Below are 18,203 nucleotides of genomic sequence, written 5' to 3' on the forward strand. Positions count from 1 at the left end.
GAGGCAGGGCTGGCCCACGTGGTCGCGCAGTTCGCTGCGGGCTACTCATTTTCGTTTGACGACTTCCAAACCGACGCCTGCCTGAAGCTCGCCTCGGGACATGGCGTGCTGGTGGCCGCCCCGACCGGGTCGGGCAAGACCGTGGTGGGGGAGTTCGCCTGCTGGCTGGCGTTGCGGCAGGGCACGAAGTGCTTCTACACCACCCCGATCAAGGCCCTGAGCAACCAGAAGTTCCATGATCTGGTGGCCCGGCACGGTGCAGACAATGTTGGCCTGCTGACCGGTGACACCTCGATCAACTCCGAGGCGCCGATCGTGGTGATGACCACCGAGGTGCTCCGCAACATGATCTATGCCCGCTCGCGGACCCTGTCGGGGCTTTCCTCGGTAGTGATGGACGAGGTGCACTATCTGGCCGACCGGTTCCGCGGCGCCGTCTGGGAGGAAGTGATCCTCGGGCTGGCCGATTCGGTTCAGCTGGTCGCGCTGTCCGCGACGGTCTCCAATGCCGAGGAATTCGGCGAGTGGCTCGATGAAGTGCGCGGCGAGGTCGATGTGGTGGTCAGCGAACGCCGCGTCGTCCCGCTCTATCAGCATGTGCTGGTGGGCCGCAGACTGTACGACCTGTTCGCGGGGCAAGCACCCACCGAAGTACCGCTGCCGCAGTCCCGGGCCGATGTCAATCCGGAGCTGCTGCGGCTGGCGAAGGCCGACGCGCGGGTCACCCGCGATGACTCCCGGCGGATGCGTGGCCGCCGGGTGCGCGGCAAGATCGAAGCGCGGCAACGCGCCAGTGGGGAGGGCGTCATCCGGGCACCCCGGCGCGACGGCGCGGTCGAGGTGCTGCAGCAGCAGAATCTGCTGCCCGCGATCTTCTTCATCTTCAGCAGACAGGGCTGCGACCAGGCAGTTCGCCAGATGCTGGGATCCGACATCCGGCTCACCGACCGTGCCGAACGCGAGCAATTGCTGCAGATCGCCGCGAAACATGTGGGCATGCTGACCGCGGCCGACAAACGCGCGCTCGACTGGGACACCTTCATCGAAGCCCTCGGACGCGGCATCGCCGCCCATCACGCCGGACTGCTGCCGGTCTTCAAGGCGATCGTGGAGGAAGGTTTCGTCAAAGGTCTGGTGAAGGTTGTCTTCGCCACCGAGACACTGGCGTTGGGCATCAACATGCCGGCCCGCACAGTGGTGGTCGAGAAGCTCGTGAAGTACAACGGCGAGACCCACGCCGAGCTGAGCCCCGGCGAGTACACCCAGCTGACCGGCCGGGCCGGACGACGCGGTATCGACGTCGAAGGTCATGCCGTGGTGTTCTGGCAACCGGGAATGGACCCGCGGGCACTGGCCGGGCTGGCATCGCGGCGAACCTATCCGCTGAAGTCGAGTTTCGCGCCGACCTACAACATGGCGGTCAATCTGGTGGGGTCGATCGGACGGGTGCGCGCCCGCGCGCTGCTGGAGCAGAGCTTCGCGCAGTTCCAGACCGACCGGCGGGTGGTTGCGATGGCCCGGCAGGCCAGCCGCGATGACGAGCAGGCCGAGATCTTGTGGGCGCAGGCGGAGTGCGACCGCGGCGATTTCCGGCAGTACGCCGAACTGCGCGACCGCATCGGGGCGCTGGAGGCCGAGGCGGCCAAGGAACGCAAACGCGATCATCGCGCCGAGATCGCCGGATCGCTGACAGACCTGGAGGCCGGCGACGTCTTCTGGATCCCGGCCGGCAAGCATCAGGGCTGGGCCGCGGTCATCACCCCCGCGGTGGCGCATCAGCCCTGGCCGACGGTGATGACGGCGGGACGCCAGATCGTCCAGCTGGCCGACCGCGACGTCACCCAGCCGGTCACGGCGATCTCGCGGGTGCGGGTGCCCAAGAGATTCGATGTTCGCTCGGCCGCCGACCGCAGGCAGCTGGCGAATTCGCTGGCCGCGCGGGCCGAGTCGCTGGGTGAGCGCCCGGTGCGGACCGGCCGGCCGCGAGCCGACGCCGAACTGGCCGATGAGATCGCCGAGCTGCGGGCTCAGTTGCGCGTCCACCCGTGCCATGACTGCCCCGATCGGGAGGAGCACGCGCGGGCCGCCGAGCAGGCGTTGCGGTTGACTCGCGGTCACGAACGCACCCGGGCCAAGGCCAAGGCGCGCGCGCAGTCGATCGCGAATCGCTTCGACCGGATCTGCGGGGTCCTCGATTCCCTCGGTTACCTCGACGGGGACCGGCTCACCGAGCGCGGCGCCATGCTGACGCGCATCTACAACGAGCTTGATCTGCTGGTGGCCGAGAGCATCCGGGACGGCGTATTCGACGACCTCGAGGTGCCCGCACTGGCGGCGGTGCTGTCGAGCCTGGTCTACGAGTCGCGCGGCGATCAGCAGGGCCAGATGCGCACGATGCCGGACTCGCCCAGCGAACAGGCGCAGAGCCGGGTGCGCCGGATCTGGCGCGATCTGGGGATTGTCGAGCGCGACAACCGTGTGGAGCGCACCCCGGCACCCGATATCGGTTTCGCGGACGCCGCCTACCAGTGGGCATCGGGAGTGGGCCTGGCCGCGGTGCTCGACTCGAGCGGGCTGCCCGCCGGCGATTTCGTCCGCTGGGTGCGCCAGGTGATCGACCTGGCCGGACAGATCGCCCAAGCTCCCGGCACCGAGGCGCTGGCCCCGAAATGCCGCCAGCTGGTCACGGTGATGCGCCGTGACATCGCCGACTTCGCGGTCGACGAGGACTGACCGGACGCCGCCGGCTGGCGTCGGACCGATAACCTGTGCGGTATGGCTGTGGCTATTCGCGTGATTCCGTGCCTCGACGTCACCGACGGTCGGGTGGTCAAGGGCGTCAACTTCCAGCACCTGCGCGACGCGGGCGATCCCGTCGAACTCGCCGCCCGCTACAACGAGCAGGGCGCCGACGAGATCACCTTCCTCGACATCTCCGCTTCATCCAGGGGACGCGAAACCACCCGTGAGGTCGTCACGCGCTGCGCCGAGACGGTGTTCATCCCGCTCACGGTCGGCGGCGGCATCCGCAGCGTCGACGATGTGGACGCGCTGCTGCGCTGCGGGGCGGACAAGGTCGGCATCAACACCGGCGCGATCGCGCAGCCCTCGGTCATCGACGAGATCACCGGACGCTTCGGCAATCAGGTGCTGGTGCTCAGCCTGGACGCCCGGCGCGAGGCCGGCATGCCGTCCGGCTACGGCGTCACCACCCACGGCGGCAGCAGGCCGGCCGGCCTGGACGCACTGGAATGGGTTCGTGAGGCCTGCGCTCGCGGTGTCGGCGAGGTGCTACTGAACTCGATGGACGCCGACGGCACCACCGACGGCTTCGACCTGGAGATGATCGAAGCAGTCCGGCAGGTCGTCGACGTCCCGCTGATTGCGTCGGGAGGAGCCGGGCAGATCAGCCACTTCGTCGACGCAGCACGAGCCGGCGCGGACGCCGTGCTGGCGGCGAGCGTCTTCCACTTCGGGGTGCTCACGGTCGCACAGGTCAAACAGGCGCTGGACGCCGCGGGCTTCCCGGTGCGGCTCGCCTGAGCGACCGCACACCACCTCGGCCCTGCCTGCGGTTGGCGACATCCGGGCGTGTCAGGAGGCTGTTCGAAGCGTTGACGAGGACGCATTGCCAGGCGCCCGGCTGTTCGCGATGCGAGACAGGTTTTGGTCGCGGTTGGTGCCCCGTGCAATCATGGCTACGTGCACAACCGACAGGGTCTCGTACTTCATTAGCGCTTCGTCAACTGACGGAGCGCTCCCTCGCCTGCCATCACGGCAGCGGGGGTTTTTTTTGCACTGATCCTGCCATCACACAGAGAGGAAATCGCCGATGGCCAAGCAGCCAGCCGATCTGCCGATCATGACCGGAGCACAGGCGCTCGTCACGTCATTGGAGCGTTGCGGCGTGGAAGTAGCCTTCGGCATTCCGGGCGGGGCAATCCTGCCGGCATACGATCCGCTTTTCGATTCGTCCATTCGCCACATCCTGGTCCGCCACGAACAGGGCGCCGGGCACGCCGCCGAGGGCTACGCCGTCGCCACCGGACGGGTCGGGGTCTGTATCGCGACCTCCGGCCCGGGTGCGACCAACCTGGTCACCCCATTGGCCGATGCCAACCTGGACTCGGTGCCGATGGTCGCGATCACCGGACAGATCAATTCCGCGCTCATCGGAACCGACGGCTTCCAGGAAGCCGATATCCGCGGCATCACGATGCCGGTCACCAAGCACAACTTCCTCGTCAAGCGCACCGAGGACATTCCCGAAGCCATCAAGGCGGCCTTCCACATCGCCTCGACCGGGCGTCCGGGACCGGTGCTGGTCGACATCGCCAAGGATGCGTTGTCCGGCAGCGCACCGTTCGACTACGACGATGAGCTCCTGCTACCCGGCTACAAGCCCAACACCCAGCCGCATATCCGGCAGGTGAAGGAAGCCGCGAAGCTGATCTGCGAGTCCAAGCGTCCGGTGCTGTACATCGGCGGCGGCGTGCTCAAGGCCCGCGCCTGGCAGGAGTTGGCCGATCTGGTCGACCTGGCCGACATTCCGGTGGTCACCACCCTGATGGCCCGCGGTGCCTTTCCCGACGATCATCCGCTGCACATGGGGATGCCGGGCATGCACGGCTCGGTCTCCGCGGTCGGCGCGCTGCAGAAATCCGATCTGCTCATCGCCGTCGGAACCCGATTCGACGATCGGGTCACCGGGCGTCTCGACTCCTTCGCACCCGACGCCAAGGTGATTCACGCCGACATCGACCCCGCAGAGATCGGTAAGAACCGCGCGGTGGACGTGCCGGTGGTCGGCGACGCCAAGGTCTTCTTGAACGGACTGATCGAGGCGTTGCGCAACGAGAAGATCCCGGACTTCCAGACCTGGTCGGGCTACCTGAAGGGGCTCAAGGAGCGGTATCCGGTGGGCTGGACCGAAAGCTCCGACGGACGCCTGACGCCGCAGCAGGTGATCAAGCGGATCGGGGAGATCGCCGGACCCGACGCCATCTTCGCCACCGGTGTCGGCCAGCATCAGATGTGGTCGGCGCACTTCCTGCCGTTCGCCAAGCCGGGCAAGTGGCTCACCTCGGGTGGGGCGGGCACCATGGGCTACTGCGTCCCGGCCGCCATGGGCGCCAAGGTCGGAGCGCCCGACAAGGTGGTCTGGGGCATTGACGGGGACGGCTGTTTCCAGATGACCAACCAGGAACTGGTCACCTGCGCGCTGAACAACATCCCGATCAAGATCGCCATCATCAACAACAACGCGCTGGGCATGGTCCGGCAGTGGCAGACCCTGTTCTACAGCGGCCGCTACTCCAACACCGACCTGGAGACCGACACGGTGCCGAACTTCCCGTTGCTGGCCGAGGCAATGGGCTGCGTGGGCCTGCGGGCGACCAGCCCGGATGAGGTCGACGACGTGATCAACCAGGCGATGGCTATCAACGATCGTCCGGTCGTGGTCGAGTTCGTGTGCAGCAAGGACGCGATGGTCTGGCCGATGGTTGCGGCCGGCACCAGCAATGACGACATCAAGATCGCCCGCGACATGGCGCCGGCGTGGGAGGAGGAAGTGCTGTGAGCAACCACACTCTGAGCGTGCTGGTCAGCGATCAGCCGGGCGTGCTGGCCCGGGTCGCGAGCCTGTTCAGCCGCCGCGGATTCAACATCGAGTCGCTGGCAGTCGGCCCGACCGAACGCGACGATCTCTCCAGGATCACGCTGGTCACCGAGGTGGACGATGTCACGATCCTCGAGCAACTGGTCAAGCAGCTCAACAAGCTGATCGAGGTCTACAAGGTCATCGAATTGGAACCGAATTCGGTGCAGCGCCAGCTGATCCTGGTAAAGGTGCGGTGCAACGAACGCAACCGCAGTGCCGTGCTCGATGTGGTCGGGTTGTTCCGCGGCAAGGCCGTGGACGTCAGCTTCGAATCGATCACCGTCGAGGCGACCGGCAGCGACGACAAATTGGATGCGCTCATCACGATGCTCGAACCCTATGGGATCATCGAATTGGTGAAGTCGGGTGAGGTCGCGTTGAGCCGCGGCAACAAGTCCATCAACGAAAAGAGCCGTGGTGTCCTGCGGACAGCACGCTGAAGCCAAGAAGAAGAATCTAAGGAGCACGAATCCCCATGGCAGAAATGTTCTATGACGACGATGCCGACCTGTCGATCATCCAGTCCCGCTCGGTGGCCGTCATCGGCTACGGGTCGCAGGGCCACGCCCATGCGCTGAACCTGCGCGACTCGGGTGTCGATGTGCGGGTGGGCCTGGCCGAGGGCAGCAAGTCGCGTGCCAAGGCCGAGGCCGAGGGGTTGCGCGTGGTCAGCGCGGCCGAGGCCGCCGCCGAGGCCGACGTCATCATGATCCTGGTGCCCGATCAGGTGCAGCGGTTCGTGTACGCCGAGTCGATCGCCCCCAACCTCCAGCCCGGTGACGCGGTCTTCTTCGCGCATGGCTTCAACATCCGCTACGGCTACATCACGCCTCCCGAGGGCGTCGACGTGTGCATGGTCGCCCCGAAGGGCCCGGGCCACATCGTCCGCCGCGAGTACGCCGACGGCCGCGGTGTCCCGGTGCTGGTCTGCGTCGAGCAGGACGCCAGCGGCGAAGCCTGGGCACTGGCCAAGAGCTACGCCAAGGCCATCGGCGGTCTGCGCGCCGGCGCCATCAAGACCACCTTCACCGAAGAGACCGAGACCGACCTGTTCGGCGAGCAGGCGGTGCTCTGTGGTGGCATGTCGCACCTGGTGCAGGCCGGTTTCGAGACCCTGACCGAGGCCGGCTACCAGCCCGAGATGGCCTACTTCGAGTGCCTGCACGAGATGAAGATGATCGTCGACCTGATGATCGAGGGCGGTATCTCGAAGCAGCGCTGGTCGATCTCCGACACCGCCGAGTACGGCGACTACGTCTCGGGCCCGCGGGTCATCGACGCTCACGTGAAGCAGAACATGCGGGCTGTGCTGGACGACATCCAGTCCGGTGCGTTCGCCAAGCGCTTCATCGATGACCAGGACGCCGGGGCTCCGGAGTTCAAGAAGCTGCGCGCGGCCGAGGCCGGTCACCCGATCGAGGCCACCGGCAAGGAACTGCGCAAGATGTTCAGCTGGCTGAAGAGCGCCGACGACGACTACGTCGAAGGCACTGCCGCACGCTGATCGGCGCAATGCCCTGATTGATCCGACCACGAAGGTGGCCCTTCCCCTCGGGAGGGCCACCTTCGCCGTCCCCGGGGGGCATGCGGCGCCGGGCAATAGGATGGGTTCAACAGCGCACACAGGAGGTGAACGATGACTGTTTTCTTCGTGATCGGCGGAGTCGGCATCGCGTTGCTCCTGCTGGCGCTACTGATCGGCGACGTCTTGGACGGCGCGCTCGGTCTGGACGGCCTGGAAGGTTTCAATGCCCTCGATGCTGACGTCTTCTCGACAGCAGGCATCGCCGGGTTGCTCGGCGGTTTCGGATTCGCCGGGGCGATCGGACTGGAACTGACCGGCCTGATGCCGGTGGCGATCGTCCTCGGACTGGTCGTCGGTGCCCTGCTCGGCTGGGGAGCCGGCAAGCTGACCGCGCTGCTGCGTCGCCAGGGAAGCGACGTCGCACCGAGCACCGCCTCGCTGATCGGGGCCGAGGCGCTGGTCATCACCGCGATCCCCGAGAACGGCTATGGCCAGATCAGGCTGCGCTACGGCGGTCACACCCACACGCTCAATGCCAAAGGCCCCGTCGAGCTGGATGCCGGCACCCGAGTGTGGATTTCGGGAGTGCTGTCGGCCACGTCGGTGGAGGTGCGGCCGGTGGACGCGCTGGGTTCGGCCGGGCAACCCGGCGTCTTGGATATGTGAGGCGACCGAACGGTCCCGGGGCCCTGCGCTGTTAACGCCGGCCGGTAGGGTTGATGTCAGACGAGCATTGACGATCACGACGCGAAGGAGCCCGCCTTGCCAATCTCACCTCTTGTCATAGCAATCATCGGATTAGTCGTCCTGGTGGTGCTGATCGGCCTGTTGGTCGCCAGCAGGTACAAAGTGGCGGGGCCTAACGAAGCGTTCATCGTCACCGGCCGTAAAGGCAAAGAAGTCCGCAATCCGGAGACCGGCCAGATCTCCGCCGATCTGTCGGGTCAGAAGGTCGTCATGGGTGGCGGCGTGTTCGTCGTCCCGTTCATTCAGCGATTGTTCATCCTGGATCTGTCGAGCCGGCGCATCATGGTGCAGATCCGTGGCGCCGTCTCCGGGCAGGGCATCAAGCTGAACCTCGACGGCGTCGCACTGGTCAAGGTCGGCGGCAACGAGGACTCCATCCGGGCAGCAGCACAGCGCTTCCTCACCCAGCAGGACGAGATCGAGGGCTTCACCCAGGAAACGCTGGCAGGCTCGCTGCGTTCGATCGTCGGCTCGCTGAGCGTCGAGCAGATCATTCGTGACCGCGCCGCCTTCGCCCAGCGGGTGGCCGACGAGTCGGAGTCATCGCTTACCGGTCAGGGGCTGGTACTCGACACCTTCCAGATTCAGGACATCACCGATGCCGGCACCTACCTGACCGACCTGGGACGCCCGGAAGCCGCCAAGGTGCAGCAGCACGCGGCGGTCGCCGAGGCCGAGTCGCGGCAGGAAGCCGAACAGGCCCGCATCAACGCCCAGCAGTTGATCGCCATCCGTGAGCGTGAGCTGCTGCTGAAGCAGGCCGAGATCAAGGCCGAGACCGACGCTGCGAATGCTCAGGCCGCGGCCGCCGGTCCGCTCGCTCAAGCCGACCGCGATCAGGCGATTCTGACCGAGCAGGAGAAGGTCGCCGTGCGGCAGGCCGCGCTGAAGGACCGCCAGCTCGACACCGAGGTCCGCAAGCCGGCGGACGCCGAACGGTACCGGGTCGAGGCCGACGCCGAGGGTCGCCGCAATGCCGCGATCTTCCAGGCCGAGGCCGACAAGGCAGCAGCCATCGCCCGCGCAGAGGCCGAGGCCGAGAAGGCACGACTGAGCGGTGTCGGTGAGAAATCCCGCCGCACCGCGCTGGCCGAGGCGGAAGCCATCGAGGGCGCCAGGCGAGGCGAGGCCGAGAAGGCTCGCCGTGTCGCCGAGTCGGAGGCCCTGCGGGCCGAAGGTGACGCGCAGGCCGCCGCCATCCTGGCCACCGGTCAGGCCGAGGCCGAAGCCATGAACAAGAAGGCCGACGCCTACGGACGCTACAACGAGGCCGCAGTCATCGAGATGCTGGTCTCGGTGCTGCCCAGCCTGGCCGAGAAGATCGCCGCCCCGATGGGCGACATCGACACGCTGACCGTCATCTCCACCGACGGCGCGGGCGAGATGCCCAAGCAGGTCACCAACGGTGTGGTGCAGACCTTCCAGCTGCTGAAGGACTCCACCGGCATCGATCTGGCCAAGATCAGCAACAAGTACCTCGGCGATGACGCTGCCGTGCCGGGCAGCACCAGCACCGCGGGTGCGGCAAGCCGCGGCGAGATCTGAGCGCCCCGGCCCCGATCGATCAACAAGGCAGCCGGCGATCTGTTCTCCAGATCGCCGGCTGTTGCCGTCTGTGATGCGGTGGCCGACCAGCCTCAGGAGCCGCCGGAGCTTCCGTAGAGCCAGTAGATCACGCAGATCACGATCAGCACCGCGATGACGGCCAGCGTGATCTTCACCCAGCTCCACGGCCGGCGTCCTTGCACCTCGCCGGTGACACCGTTGATGGCCACCTGGAAGGGCTTCTGTTGGAAGGTCACCGTCAGCATCCACACCGGTAGCAGCAGCTGGCTGAACTGGACGCCCCGCCAACGGATGTCGCGCGAGGTGATGCGCTGCTCGTTGCCGCCGATGTCGGCGCGGATGGTGGAATCGATCACCGATTCCATCCGCGGCTCGGTGCGTTCCCGGAAGACCTGTTCGGCGTCCCAGTCGTAGGTGCGGCTGAGATGGCCCGCAACGAACTCGGGCGAATACGGGTGGGTGTACTGCATCGGCCAGGGCTCGAGTTCGGTGACCTTCTGATCGTCCAGCCCGTAGGTCGCGTGCCCGGTGACATCCTCGAACACGTTGTCCACCACCCCGCTGGCCGGATACCAGTCGGTGACAATGCGGGTCTGGGTCCGGCCCTCGGAATCCCGGAAGGTCTCGGTGCGGTGGATGCCGCGCATGCCGGTGTAGCGCGTGGTGGCCGCTGCGTCATAGCTGAAGTAGGGCAGGTAGATGCTGCTGAAAGTGCCGAGCTCGCGGTACTTCTTGAAGGCATTCGGGGCGAAGCGGCGAGAGTTGATCCACTGTTCGATGCGTGCCTGAGCGTCCCGGGTATCGATACGCAACGGCAGGATGCCGTCGACGCGCAGCCGGGTCGGCGCCTCCTGCACGTCGTCGCGTTGAATCGCGGTGTTGCAGTAGGGGCAGCGCACCGCGGTCAGCGTCCCGGTGAAAACGGTGCGCCCACCGCAGCTTTGACAGACGATCTCCTTGTCCCCGGAGAACCTGGTCTTGGCGTTCGCCTGCTGCGCCGCCAGCTGGGCCATCGCCGGCGCCAACTCCCGCTTGGCGATCCGGGCAGGTTTGGCCACAGCGGGATCGATCGCGACGATGCTGCCGCAGTGCGGGCATTTCAGCGCCTGGGCCGAGGCATCGAAGGCCAGCACGCCGCCACAGTTCGGGCATGGATAGGTGCGGGTCTGCTCGGTGACCTGGAAGATCGCCGGATCAGCGGAGCGCTGATCGTCCGACGGTGGCTTCCCGGACGGATCGGGTCCCGAGGACCGCGGGCCCCCACCGCCGTTGCCCGGAGATGGTGGCCCGCTCGGGAATGAAGGAGACGACATGGAGACTCAGGCGTCCTGCGGGTTCGACGGCGGTGCCGGCGGAGTCGCAGCGGGCTGGCTGGGCAGTGGCGGCGGGGAGACGAAGAAGGCCAGCAGAGCAGGCACCTGACCGGCCGGCATCCAGCCTGCCAGTCCGGCGCTCCAGACCAGGGTGTGAGTGGTCAGCTGCCCATTGGCGACCATTTCGCGAACCTGACCGATGTTGTACGGCCCGGCCGAGGCGCCATTGATCTCGATGTGGAAGGTCTGGCTGTCTTGCACCAGCGGGGGAGGGGTCTGCTGCTGGGCGGGCTGGTTCATCTGGTTGGCCATCTGCTGGCCCAGCACCACGCCCATGCCGGCACCCATCATGTCGCCCATCGCGCCCCCGCCGGGGTTGCCGGCGGCCGCGTTCATGGCGTCGATCTGGCGCACCCGCTGGTACTTGTCGAGATCATCGAGCTGGCGCATGCGTCCGGACTCCTCGACACCTTGGGCCACGCCGCGGGTCATCGCCTGGGTGATCTCATCGGGCAGCGAGACATTCATCGTGATCGAGTCGATGGCCAGCCCGAACTCGTCGTCCACCCGCGAGGCCACGACATCGCGTAGCTTGCCCGACAGCTCGGTCTGGCGGGACTGCAGATCGATCGCGCCGACGCCGGTGCCGAGCACCAGCTCGGACAGCGCCTGGCTGATCTCGCGACGGATCAGTTCGGTGACCTCGTCGATGTCGACCGCGGAATCGGTGCCGATGACGGTGCGCAGGAACAGCGGCGGATTCTGCACGCGCACGATGCACAGGCCGTTGGCGCGCACCTGGACCATGCCGAAGTCGGGATCGCGCAGCGTGATCGGTGTCGGGGTGCCCCAGCGCAGATCGGTGACCGGGCGGGTGTTGACGAAGTAGACCTCGGAACGGAACGGGCTGTTGAAGCCGTAGCGCCAGCCCTGCAGGGTCGACATCAGTGGCAGGTTCTGGGTGTTCAGGGTGTAGGTGCCCGGGCCGAAGGTGTCGGCCAGCTGACCCTGATAGACGAAGATCGCGATCTGTCCCTCACGGACGATGAGCTGGGCGCCCTGTTTGATCTCGTTCTGATAGCGGGGGAAGCGCCAGGCCAGTAGCGTGCGCGAATCCTCGAGCCACTCGATGATATCGACGAATTCGCCACGGAGTTTATCCATCAGGCCCATGGTGAGGCACCTTTCTGATTATTGATAGCAGGTCCCACGAGCGCGGCCGCGGTGGCTTTCGCTCAGTATTGAGCATAGAGGACCCCAGTGGCACTCGGGGCGTTCGAGCGCAGCAGGCCGGCCGCGATAGCGTGGTGGCATGGCGTTGCGCAGATGGTCGGGGCTGGTGGTGGCGGCAGTGGTGTTGCTGGGCGCCTGCGGATCGGGAGGCGACGGCGCGGCGACGGACACGGCAGAGCCGTCATCGGCCGATACGTCCGCCGTGGTGGAGACCACCCCGGCCGGCAGTGAGCCGACCGCCGAGCAGGCGCCGGGCTCCCTCAATGCGATCGGGCCCACCCCGGCCGAGATCGATCCGGACGGGATGAAGCACTCCGGCATCGCGGCGAGCGGCGAGTTCACCACCAACACCGTGGACATTGCACCGGCCACTCAGCAGCCAGATGTTCGCAACTATGTGGTGCACGTCGAGACGAGCACCGGTCTGGACGCGAACGAGGTGGCCGGGTACGTTCAGCAGGTCCTGGATTCACCGCGCGGCTGGGTCGGCTATCGCGGCGTCGCCTTCCATCTGGTTGCCGACGCCTCGGCGGCCGACTTCGCCCTCAACCTGGGTTCGCCGCCCACCGTCGACATCGGCTGTGGCGCGCTGGACACGGGGGGCACCTGGAGCTGCCGGGTGGGCAATCAGGTCTTCCTCAATGTCGACCGTTGGTGGTTCGCCACGCCCACCTGGAACGGCTATCTGCTGGACGACTACCGCGCCTACATGATCAACCACGAGGTCGGTCACTATCTCGGCTTCGGACATGTGACCTGCCCTGCGGCCGGTTCTGCGTCCCCGGTCATGCAGCAGCAGAGCATCACCTTGAATGGCTGCGAGCCGAACCCCTGGCCCGATGTCACCGGAGAAAAGAACGGCTGACGGCTGCCGTCCTCACACGAGCGCGGCGATCGCATCCCCGATCTGGGTGGTGGAGCGCTTCGTGGTGCCCCGATCGATGATGTCCGCGGTCACCGCGGCCTCGATCCGGGAAGCCGCTTCGTGGGCGCCCAGGTGATCCAGCAGCAGCGCCATCGACGAGATGGCGGCGGTCGGGTCGGCGATGCCCAGGCCGGCGATGTCAGGGGCAGATCCGTGCACCGGCTCGAACATCGAGGGGAAGGTGCGCGAGGTATTGATGTTGGCGCTCGGCGCCAGGCCGATACCGCCGGTGATCGCGGCGGCCTCATCGGTCAGGATGTCGCCGAACAGATTGTCGGTCACCACGACGTCGAATCGGGTCGGGTTGGTGACCAGGTGAATCGTCGCGGCATCCACATGCAGATAGTCGGTGGTCACGCTCGGGTACTCGGCGGCGACCTCGGCGAAGATCCGCTTCCACAGGCCCCCGGCGTTGACCAGCACGTTGTGCTTGTGAACCATCGTCAGATGACCCCGGCGACGCGTCGCCAGGTCGAAGGCGTAACGCACCACGCGCTCGACCCCCATGGCCGTGTTGACGCTCACCTCGGTGGCCACCTCATTGGCGGTGCCGTGGCGCAGCGTGCCGCCATTGCCCGCATACAGTCCCTCGGTGCCTTCGCGCACCACGACGAAATCGGCCAGGCCCTGGTCGAGGACTGCGTCCGACAGGGGGCTGGCCACGCCCGGATACATCTTCGACGGGCGCAGGTTGACGTCTTGGTCGAAGGCGAACCGCAGCCGCAGCAGCAGCCCGCGCTCCAGCAGACCGCTGGGGATCGTGGTGCTGCCCGGCGCCGCGCCCACCGCGCCGAGAATGATCGCCTGCGCCTCGGCGAGCTCGGCGAGGGTCTCGTCATTGAGGACCTCACCGGTCGCCAGCCAGTGGTCGGCGCCCAGATCGTAGTGGCGGAACTCGAAGGTGTGCTCACCCACCGCGGTCTTCAGCACCTTGAGGGCCTCGGCGACGACTTCGGGACCGATACCGTCCCCGGGAATCACGGCAATGGTCGGACGCAGAGTCTCAGCAGTCATGTCTCGAACTCTAACGGCCGGTCCGAGATCCGGCCCGGTGATCTCAGACCACGATGTGCCCCTGTGGGCAGATTCCGCGGAGTCGCTACTAAGGTTGACCGCATGGCGCTGTCATTCGATTTTCCTGATAATCCGAGCTTCCTGGGCGATGACGTGATCGAGGGAGTCTGGGACGATCCGGGATTCGGCCAGTACTTCACCGATCACATGAGCGTGGCCAGCTGGACCGTGGAGGAGGGCTGGCACAATGACCGCCTGACCGACTACGCCCAGATCTCCATGGAGCCGGCCAGCGCTGTCTATCACTATGCGCAGGAGATCTTCGAGGGCCTCAAGGCCTACCGGCACGCGGACGGGTCGGTGTGGCTGTTCCGGCCCGAGGCCAACGCCAAGCGTTTCGAGAATTCGGCACATCGGCTCGCGCTGCCGGCGCTGCCCGCCGAGGACTTCATCACCAGCGTCCGGCAGCTGACGGCTCTGGATGCCCGCTGGGTTCCCGGAGGAGCCGAGCAGAGCCTGTATCTGCGTCCGTTCATGATGGCCAGCGAGAACTTCCTCGGGGTGCGTCCGGCGCATTCGGTGCTCTACGTGGTCATCGCGAGCCCGGTCGGCTCCTACTTCGCCGGTGGCGTCGCGCCGGTCGACATCTGGATCTCCACCGAGTACAGCCGGGTTGCCACCGGCGGCACCGGTTCGGCCAAGTGCGGCGGCAACTACGCCGCGTCCCTGCTGCCCCAGGAGCTGGCCTACGCGCAGGGTTGCAGCCAGGTGCTGTTCGTGGACGCTGCGTCCAAGCGCTGGATCGAAGAACTCGGTGGCATGAACTTCTTCATGATCACCGCCGACGACGAACTGGTCACCCCGGAGCTCAACGGCAACATCCTGCCCGGCGTGACCCGCGACTCGCTGCTGACTGTGGCCCCCGACCTTGGTCTGAAGCCGATCGAGCGGCCCATCAGCCTCGAAGAAGTCACCACCGGTATCACGACCGGCGCGATCCGCGAGCTGTTTGCCTGCGGCACCGCCGCGGTCATCACCCCGATCCGTTCGCTCAAGAACGAGTCCGGCGAGTACATCATCGACGTCGACAAGGCGACCCACACGATCCCGCTGCGCAATCATCTGCTCGACATCCAGTACGGGCGGATCGCCGACAGCCACGGCTGGATGCAGCAGGTCTGCTGACCCGGTGCGGGCTGAGCCGGGCGTCCCAACCGGCGAGACCAGTTTGGAATGAGCCCTCTGGATAGGGACGATTGAAGATGGCACGCCGCCGATGGCGCGCCATCTGATCGTCTTACGGGAGGCCCGATGCCAACGATGCCGGTGATGCCGGAGCGTTTCCACCTCTATGACACCACGCTGCGCGATGGTGCCCAGCAAGAGGGGATTCAACTGTCCGTCGAAGACAAGCTCCGAATTGCCCGCATTCTCGATGCGCTCGGCGTCACCTTCATCGAGGGCGGCTGGCCGGGCGCGAATCCGGCGGACACCGAGTTCTTCGCGCGTGCGCAAACCGAGCTGCGGCTGACGAATGCGAGACTGGTCGCCTTCGGTGCCACCCGCAAGGCGGGCGGCACCGCGGCCACCGATCCGCAGGTGGCAGGCCTGGTCGCTGCCGGCACCGAGTACATCTGCCTGGTCGCCAAGTCGCACGACAAACACGTCACCGACGCATTGCGCAGCACGCTGGACGAGAACCTGGCGATGGTCAACGACACCGTGACCTACCTCACCCGGCTGGGCAAGAAGGTGCTCGTCGACTGCGAGCATTTCTTCGACGGGTTCCGAGCCAACCGCAGCTACGCCCTGGATGTGGTCCGCACCGCGGCCGAGGCGGGCGCCGAGGTGGTGGTGCTGTGCGACACCAATGGCGGCATGCTGCCCAACTGGATGGGCGATGTCGTCTCGGCGGCCGCGGGCATCGGAGTCGATCTGGGGGTGCACTGCCACAACGATTCCGGTTGCGCGGTCGCCAACTCACTGGCCGCCGTGGACGCGGGCGTGATGCACGTCCAGGGAACCGTCAACGGCTACGGGGAACGCACCGGGAACATGGATCTGACGACGCTGATCGCCGATCTTCAGCTGAAGTACGGCTGGCCGCTGCTGGCCGATCGCCAGCTCGCCGAACTCACCCACACCAGTCACGCGATCGCCGACATCGCCAACCAGCCGCACCTCACCAGGCAGCCCTATGTCGGGCATTCCGCGTTCGCCCACAAGGCCGGTCTGCACGCCAGCGCCATCAAGGTGAACGAGGATCTCTATCAGCACACCCAGCCGGAGCTGGTCGGCAACGACATGCGGATGCTGATCAGCAACATGTCCGGACGTGCCAGCGTGCAGATCAAGGCGGCCCAGCTCGGTCTGGAGATCACCGATCGCGAACTCGCCGGGCAGGTCACCGACATGATCAAGCAGCGGGAGGCGGACGGCTACTCCTACGAGGCGGCGGATGCGTCCTTCGAACTGCTGGTGCGGTCGATGACCAGCCAGCTGACCGAGCCCTTCGAACTCATCAGCTGGCGGGTGCTGACCGAGGAGAACACCGACGAGGGTGTTCCGCGCGACAGCTCCGAGGCGACCGTGAAGCTGGTGGCCAAGGGTGAGCGGCAGCTGGTGATCGGCGAAGGTAACGGCCCGGTCAATGCGCTGGGCCAAGGCATCGTCAAGGCGCTCACCCCGGCCTACCCGCAGGTGGCCGGATACGAGCTGGTGGATTATCGCGTGCGCATTCTCGACGAGGTGCGCGGCACCGACGCCACCGTGCGGGTGCTCATCGACACCAGCGACGGCGTGCACGGCTGGACGACAGTAGGGGTGGGCACCAACGTCATCGAAGCCTCCTGGGAGGCGCTGGCAGATGCTTACACCTATGGCCTGGTCAAGGGCTACGGGCTTGTCGAGGCCGAATCCCGCTAGCGGATACGGTCGATGATCAGGGGCCGCGTGGCGGGCGGGTCGGATCCGATCACGATGGCATCGGTCAGGGCCTCGCGGGCCGCGGCGAAGGTTCCCGGGGTGTCGGTGTGCAGCCTGAGCAACGGGGTGCCGGCGTCGACCCGATCGCCGGGGCGCACCAGTAACTCGATCCCGGCGGTCGCCTGCACGCTGTCCCCCTGACGGGCGCGCCCGGCGCCCAACCGCCACGACGCCACCCCGATCGCCATGGCGTCCATCGCGGTGACCACCCCGGCGGTCGAGGCGCGGACATCGTCGGTGAATCTGGCGGTGGGCAACGCCGCGTCACAGTCGCCGCCCTGCGCCCGGATCATCCGCCGCCAGACATCCATGGCTTTGCCGGAGGACAGGATCTGGGCCGGATCGGTGTCCAGGCCTGCCAGTGAGACCATCTCCGTGGCCAGGGCAAGCGTGAGTTGGACGACATCGTCGGGGCCGCCGCCGGCCAGCACCTCGACGGCCTCGCGAACCTCCAGAGCGTTGCCGACCGTGCGCCCCAGAGGAGTGCTCATGTCGGTCAGCACGGCGACGGTCTGCACCCCGGCCGCCTTGCCCAACTCGACCATCCGGCCGGCGAGCTCGCGTGCGGCGTCCACCTCTTTCATGAATGCGCCACTGCCGGCTTTCACATCCAGCACCAGGGACGCGGCACCTTCGGCGATCTTCTTGCTCATGATCGAGCTGGCGATCAGCGGAATCGACTCCACCGTGGCTGTGACATCGCGCAGCGCGTAGAGCTTCTGGTCGGCCGGGGCCAACCCACTGCCCGCAGCGCAGATCACCGCGCCCAGATCGCTCAGCTGAGCCAGCATCTCGGCGTTGCTCAGGTGCGCGCGCCAGCCGGGTATCGACTCGAGCTTGTCGAGGGTCCCGCCGGTATGGCCGAGCCCACGCCCCGACAGCTGCGGAACTGCGGCGCCGCAGGCCGCCACCAGCGGAACCAGCGGCAGCGTGATCTTGTCGCCGACGCCTCCCGTGGAGTGCTTGTCGACCGTGGGCCGGTTCAATGTGGCGAAGTCCATCCGCGAACCGGTGGCGATCATCGCCCTCGTCCAGGTGGCGAGCTCGCGGTCGTCCATGCCGCGGAAATAGATCGCCATGGCCATCGCGGCCATCTGCTCGTCCGCGATCTGCCCATCGGTGTAGGCAGCGATCAGCCATCCGATCGCGGCGTCGGTGAGGCGATGCCCATCCCGCTTGGCTCGGATGAGTTCGACTGCGGTGTACGGGGACATACCGTCACACTAGGGGCCC

Annotated in this window: 14 protein-coding genes; 10 read left to right on the forward strand and 4 right to left on the reverse strand. The window is 66.7% G+C overall.

The genetic code is table 11. From position 1 onward, the window contains the following. The first annotated feature begins 9 nt into the window (after positions 1-9). The 7 genes from QUE25_RS13045 to QUE25_RS13075 all read left to right on the forward strand — a co-directional run bounded on the left by QUE25_RS13045 (position 10) and on the right by QUE25_RS13075 (position 9,479). On the forward strand, positions 10-2,733 hold the full coding sequence (locus QUE25_RS13045) for a DEAD/DEAH box helicase (RefSeq protein ID WP_286268569.1): 2,724 nt from the start codon (positions 10-12) through the stop codon (positions 2,731-2,733). Positions 2,734-2,775: 42 nt separating this feature from the next. Next, positions 2,776-3,543, forward strand: a complete 768-nt coding sequence (hisF, locus tag QUE25_RS13050) for an imidazole glycerol phosphate synthase subunit HisF (RefSeq protein WP_286265707.1) — start codon at positions 2,776-2,778, stop codon at positions 3,541-3,543. A 289-nt stretch (positions 3,544-3,832) separates the two neighbouring features. Continuing rightward, complete coding sequence (locus QUE25_RS13055) at positions 3,833-5,581, forward strand: acetolactate synthase large subunit (RefSeq protein WP_286265709.1); 1,749 nt, start codon at positions 3,833-3,835, stop codon at positions 5,579-5,581. Continuing rightward, entirely contained in the window at positions 5,578-6,102 is a 525-nt protein-coding gene (gene ilvN, locus QUE25_RS13060; RefSeq protein ID WP_286265712.1) for an acetolactate synthase small subunit, read from the forward strand. Before QUE25_RS13055 ends, ilvN begins: the two co-directional genes overlap by 4 nt. A 35-nt stretch (positions 6,103-6,137) precedes the next feature. Further along, positions 6,138-7,166 (forward strand): ketol-acid reductoisomerase, encoded by a 1,029-nt coding sequence (gene ilvC, locus QUE25_RS13065; RefSeq protein ID WP_286265714.1) that lies wholly within the window; start codon positions 6,138-6,140, stop codon positions 7,164-7,166. Between the two features lie 132 nt (positions 7,167-7,298). Continuing rightward, on the forward strand, positions 7,299-7,853 hold the full coding sequence (locus QUE25_RS13070) for a hypothetical protein (protein ID WP_286265716.1): 555 nt from the start codon (positions 7,299-7,301) through the stop codon (positions 7,851-7,853). Positions 7,854-7,949: 96 nt separating this feature from the next. Continuing rightward, positions 7,950-9,479, forward strand: a complete 1,530-nt coding sequence (locus tag QUE25_RS13075; protein ID WP_286265717.1) for a flotillin family protein — start codon at positions 7,950-7,952, stop codon at positions 9,477-9,479. Positions 9,480-9,571: 92 nt separating this feature from the next. On the opposite strand, the gene QUE25_RS13080 is transcribed toward QUE25_RS13075, so the two are convergent. Together QUE25_RS13080 and QUE25_RS13085 are read right to left on the reverse strand one after the other, a co-directional pair. Further along, positions 9,572-10,813 carry a TFIIB-type zinc ribbon-containing protein gene (locus tag QUE25_RS13080; protein WP_286265719.1) on the reverse strand — a complete coding sequence of 414 codons (1,242 nt, stop codon included), beginning with the start codon at positions 10,811-10,813 and terminating at the stop codon, positions 9,572-9,574. Between the two features lie 6 nt (positions 10,814-10,819). Next, positions 10,820-11,977, reverse strand: coding sequence for an SPFH domain-containing protein (locus QUE25_RS13085; RefSeq protein ID WP_286265721.1), 1,158 nt, complete (start codon positions 11,975-11,977; stop codon positions 10,820-10,822). Between the two features lie 148 nt (positions 11,978-12,125). On the opposite strand from QUE25_RS13085, the gene QUE25_RS13090 reads away from it, so the two are divergent. Next, on the forward strand, positions 12,126-12,911 hold the full coding sequence (locus QUE25_RS13090) for a DUF3152 domain-containing protein (protein ID WP_286265723.1): 786 nt from the start codon (positions 12,126-12,128) through the stop codon (positions 12,909-12,911). A 12-nt stretch (positions 12,912-12,923) separates the two neighbouring features. Here the strand turns inward: QUE25_RS13090 and QUE25_RS13095 are convergent, their stop codons facing one another. Continuing rightward, positions 12,924-13,985: a 3-isopropylmalate dehydrogenase gene (locus QUE25_RS13095; RefSeq protein WP_286265726.1), complete on the reverse strand. Its 1,062-nt coding sequence runs from the start codon at positions 13,983-13,985 to the stop codon at positions 12,924-12,926. Positions 13,986-14,087: 102 nt separating this feature from the next. Between QUE25_RS13095 and QUE25_RS13100 the strand changes: the two genes are divergently transcribed. Both QUE25_RS13100 and cimA read left to right on the forward strand, forming a co-directional pair. Then, a complete protein-coding gene (locus QUE25_RS13100) occupies positions 14,088-15,170 on the forward strand; it encodes a branched-chain amino acid aminotransferase (protein WP_286265729.1) in 1,083 nt (360 codons plus the stop codon). A 126-nt stretch (positions 15,171-15,296) separates the two neighbouring features. Continuing rightward, a complete protein-coding gene (cimA, locus tag QUE25_RS13105) occupies positions 15,297-16,910 on the forward strand; it encodes a citramalate synthase (protein ID WP_286265731.1) in 1,614 nt (537 codons plus the stop codon). Here cimA and QUE25_RS13110 read toward each other — a convergent pair. Continuing rightward, positions 16,907-18,184: a thymidine phosphorylase gene (locus QUE25_RS13110; RefSeq protein WP_286265733.1), complete on the reverse strand. Its 1,278-nt coding sequence runs from the start codon at positions 18,182-18,184 to the stop codon at positions 16,907-16,909. The two genes, cimA and QUE25_RS13110, sit on opposite strands and share 4 nt — an antisense overlap. Positions 18,185-18,203 lie beyond the last annotated feature (19 nt).

The sequence above is a fragment of the Brooklawnia propionicigenes genome (assembly GCF_030297015.1).
Classification (GTDB): domain Bacteria; phylum Actinomycetota; class Actinomycetes; order Propionibacteriales; family Propionibacteriaceae; genus Brooklawnia; species Brooklawnia propionicigenes.

What these genes read in the sequence shown, in the direction of transcription:
- hisF (WP_286265707.1), top strand. Translation starts at nt 2,776, where the DNA reads ATGGCTGTGGCTATTCGCGTGATTCCGTGCCTCGACGTCACCGACGGT.
- QUE25_RS13055 (WP_286265709.1), top strand. Translation starts at nt 3,833, where the DNA reads ATGGCCAAGCAGCCAGCCGATCTGCCGATCATGACCGGAGCACAGGCG.
- ilvC (WP_286265714.1), top strand. Translation starts at nt 6,138, where the DNA reads ATGGCAGAAATGTTCTATGACGACGATGCCGACCTGTCGATCATCCAG.
- QUE25_RS13070 (WP_286265716.1), top strand. Translation starts at nt 7,299, where the DNA reads ATGACTGTTTTCTTCGTGATCGGCGGAGTCGGCATCGCGTTGCTCCTG.
- QUE25_RS13080 (WP_286265719.1), bottom strand. Translation starts at nt 10,813, where the DNA reads ATGTCGTCTCCTTCATTCCCGAGCGGGCCACCATCTCCGGGCAACGGC.
- QUE25_RS13085 (WP_286265721.1), bottom strand. Translation starts at nt 11,977, where the DNA reads ATGGATAAACTCCGTGGCGAATTCGTCGATATCATCGAGTGGCTCGAG.
- QUE25_RS13090 (WP_286265723.1), top strand. Translation starts at nt 12,126, where the DNA reads ATGGCGTTGCGCAGATGGTCGGGGCTGGTGGTGGCGGCAGTGGTGTTG.
- QUE25_RS13095 (WP_286265726.1), bottom strand. Translation starts at nt 13,985, where the DNA reads ATGACTGCTGAGACTCTGCGTCCGACCATTGCCGTGATTCCCGGGGAC.
- QUE25_RS13100 (WP_286265729.1), top strand. Translation starts at nt 14,088, where the DNA reads ATGGCGCTGTCATTCGATTTTCCTGATAATCCGAGCTTCCTGGGCGAT.
- cimA (WP_286265731.1), top strand. Translation starts at nt 15,297, where the DNA reads ATGCCAACGATGCCGGTGATGCCGGAGCGTTTCCACCTCTATGACACC.
- QUE25_RS13110 (WP_286265733.1), bottom strand. Translation starts at nt 18,184, where the DNA reads ATGTCCCCGTACACCGCAGTCGAACTCATCCGAGCCAAGCGGGATGGG.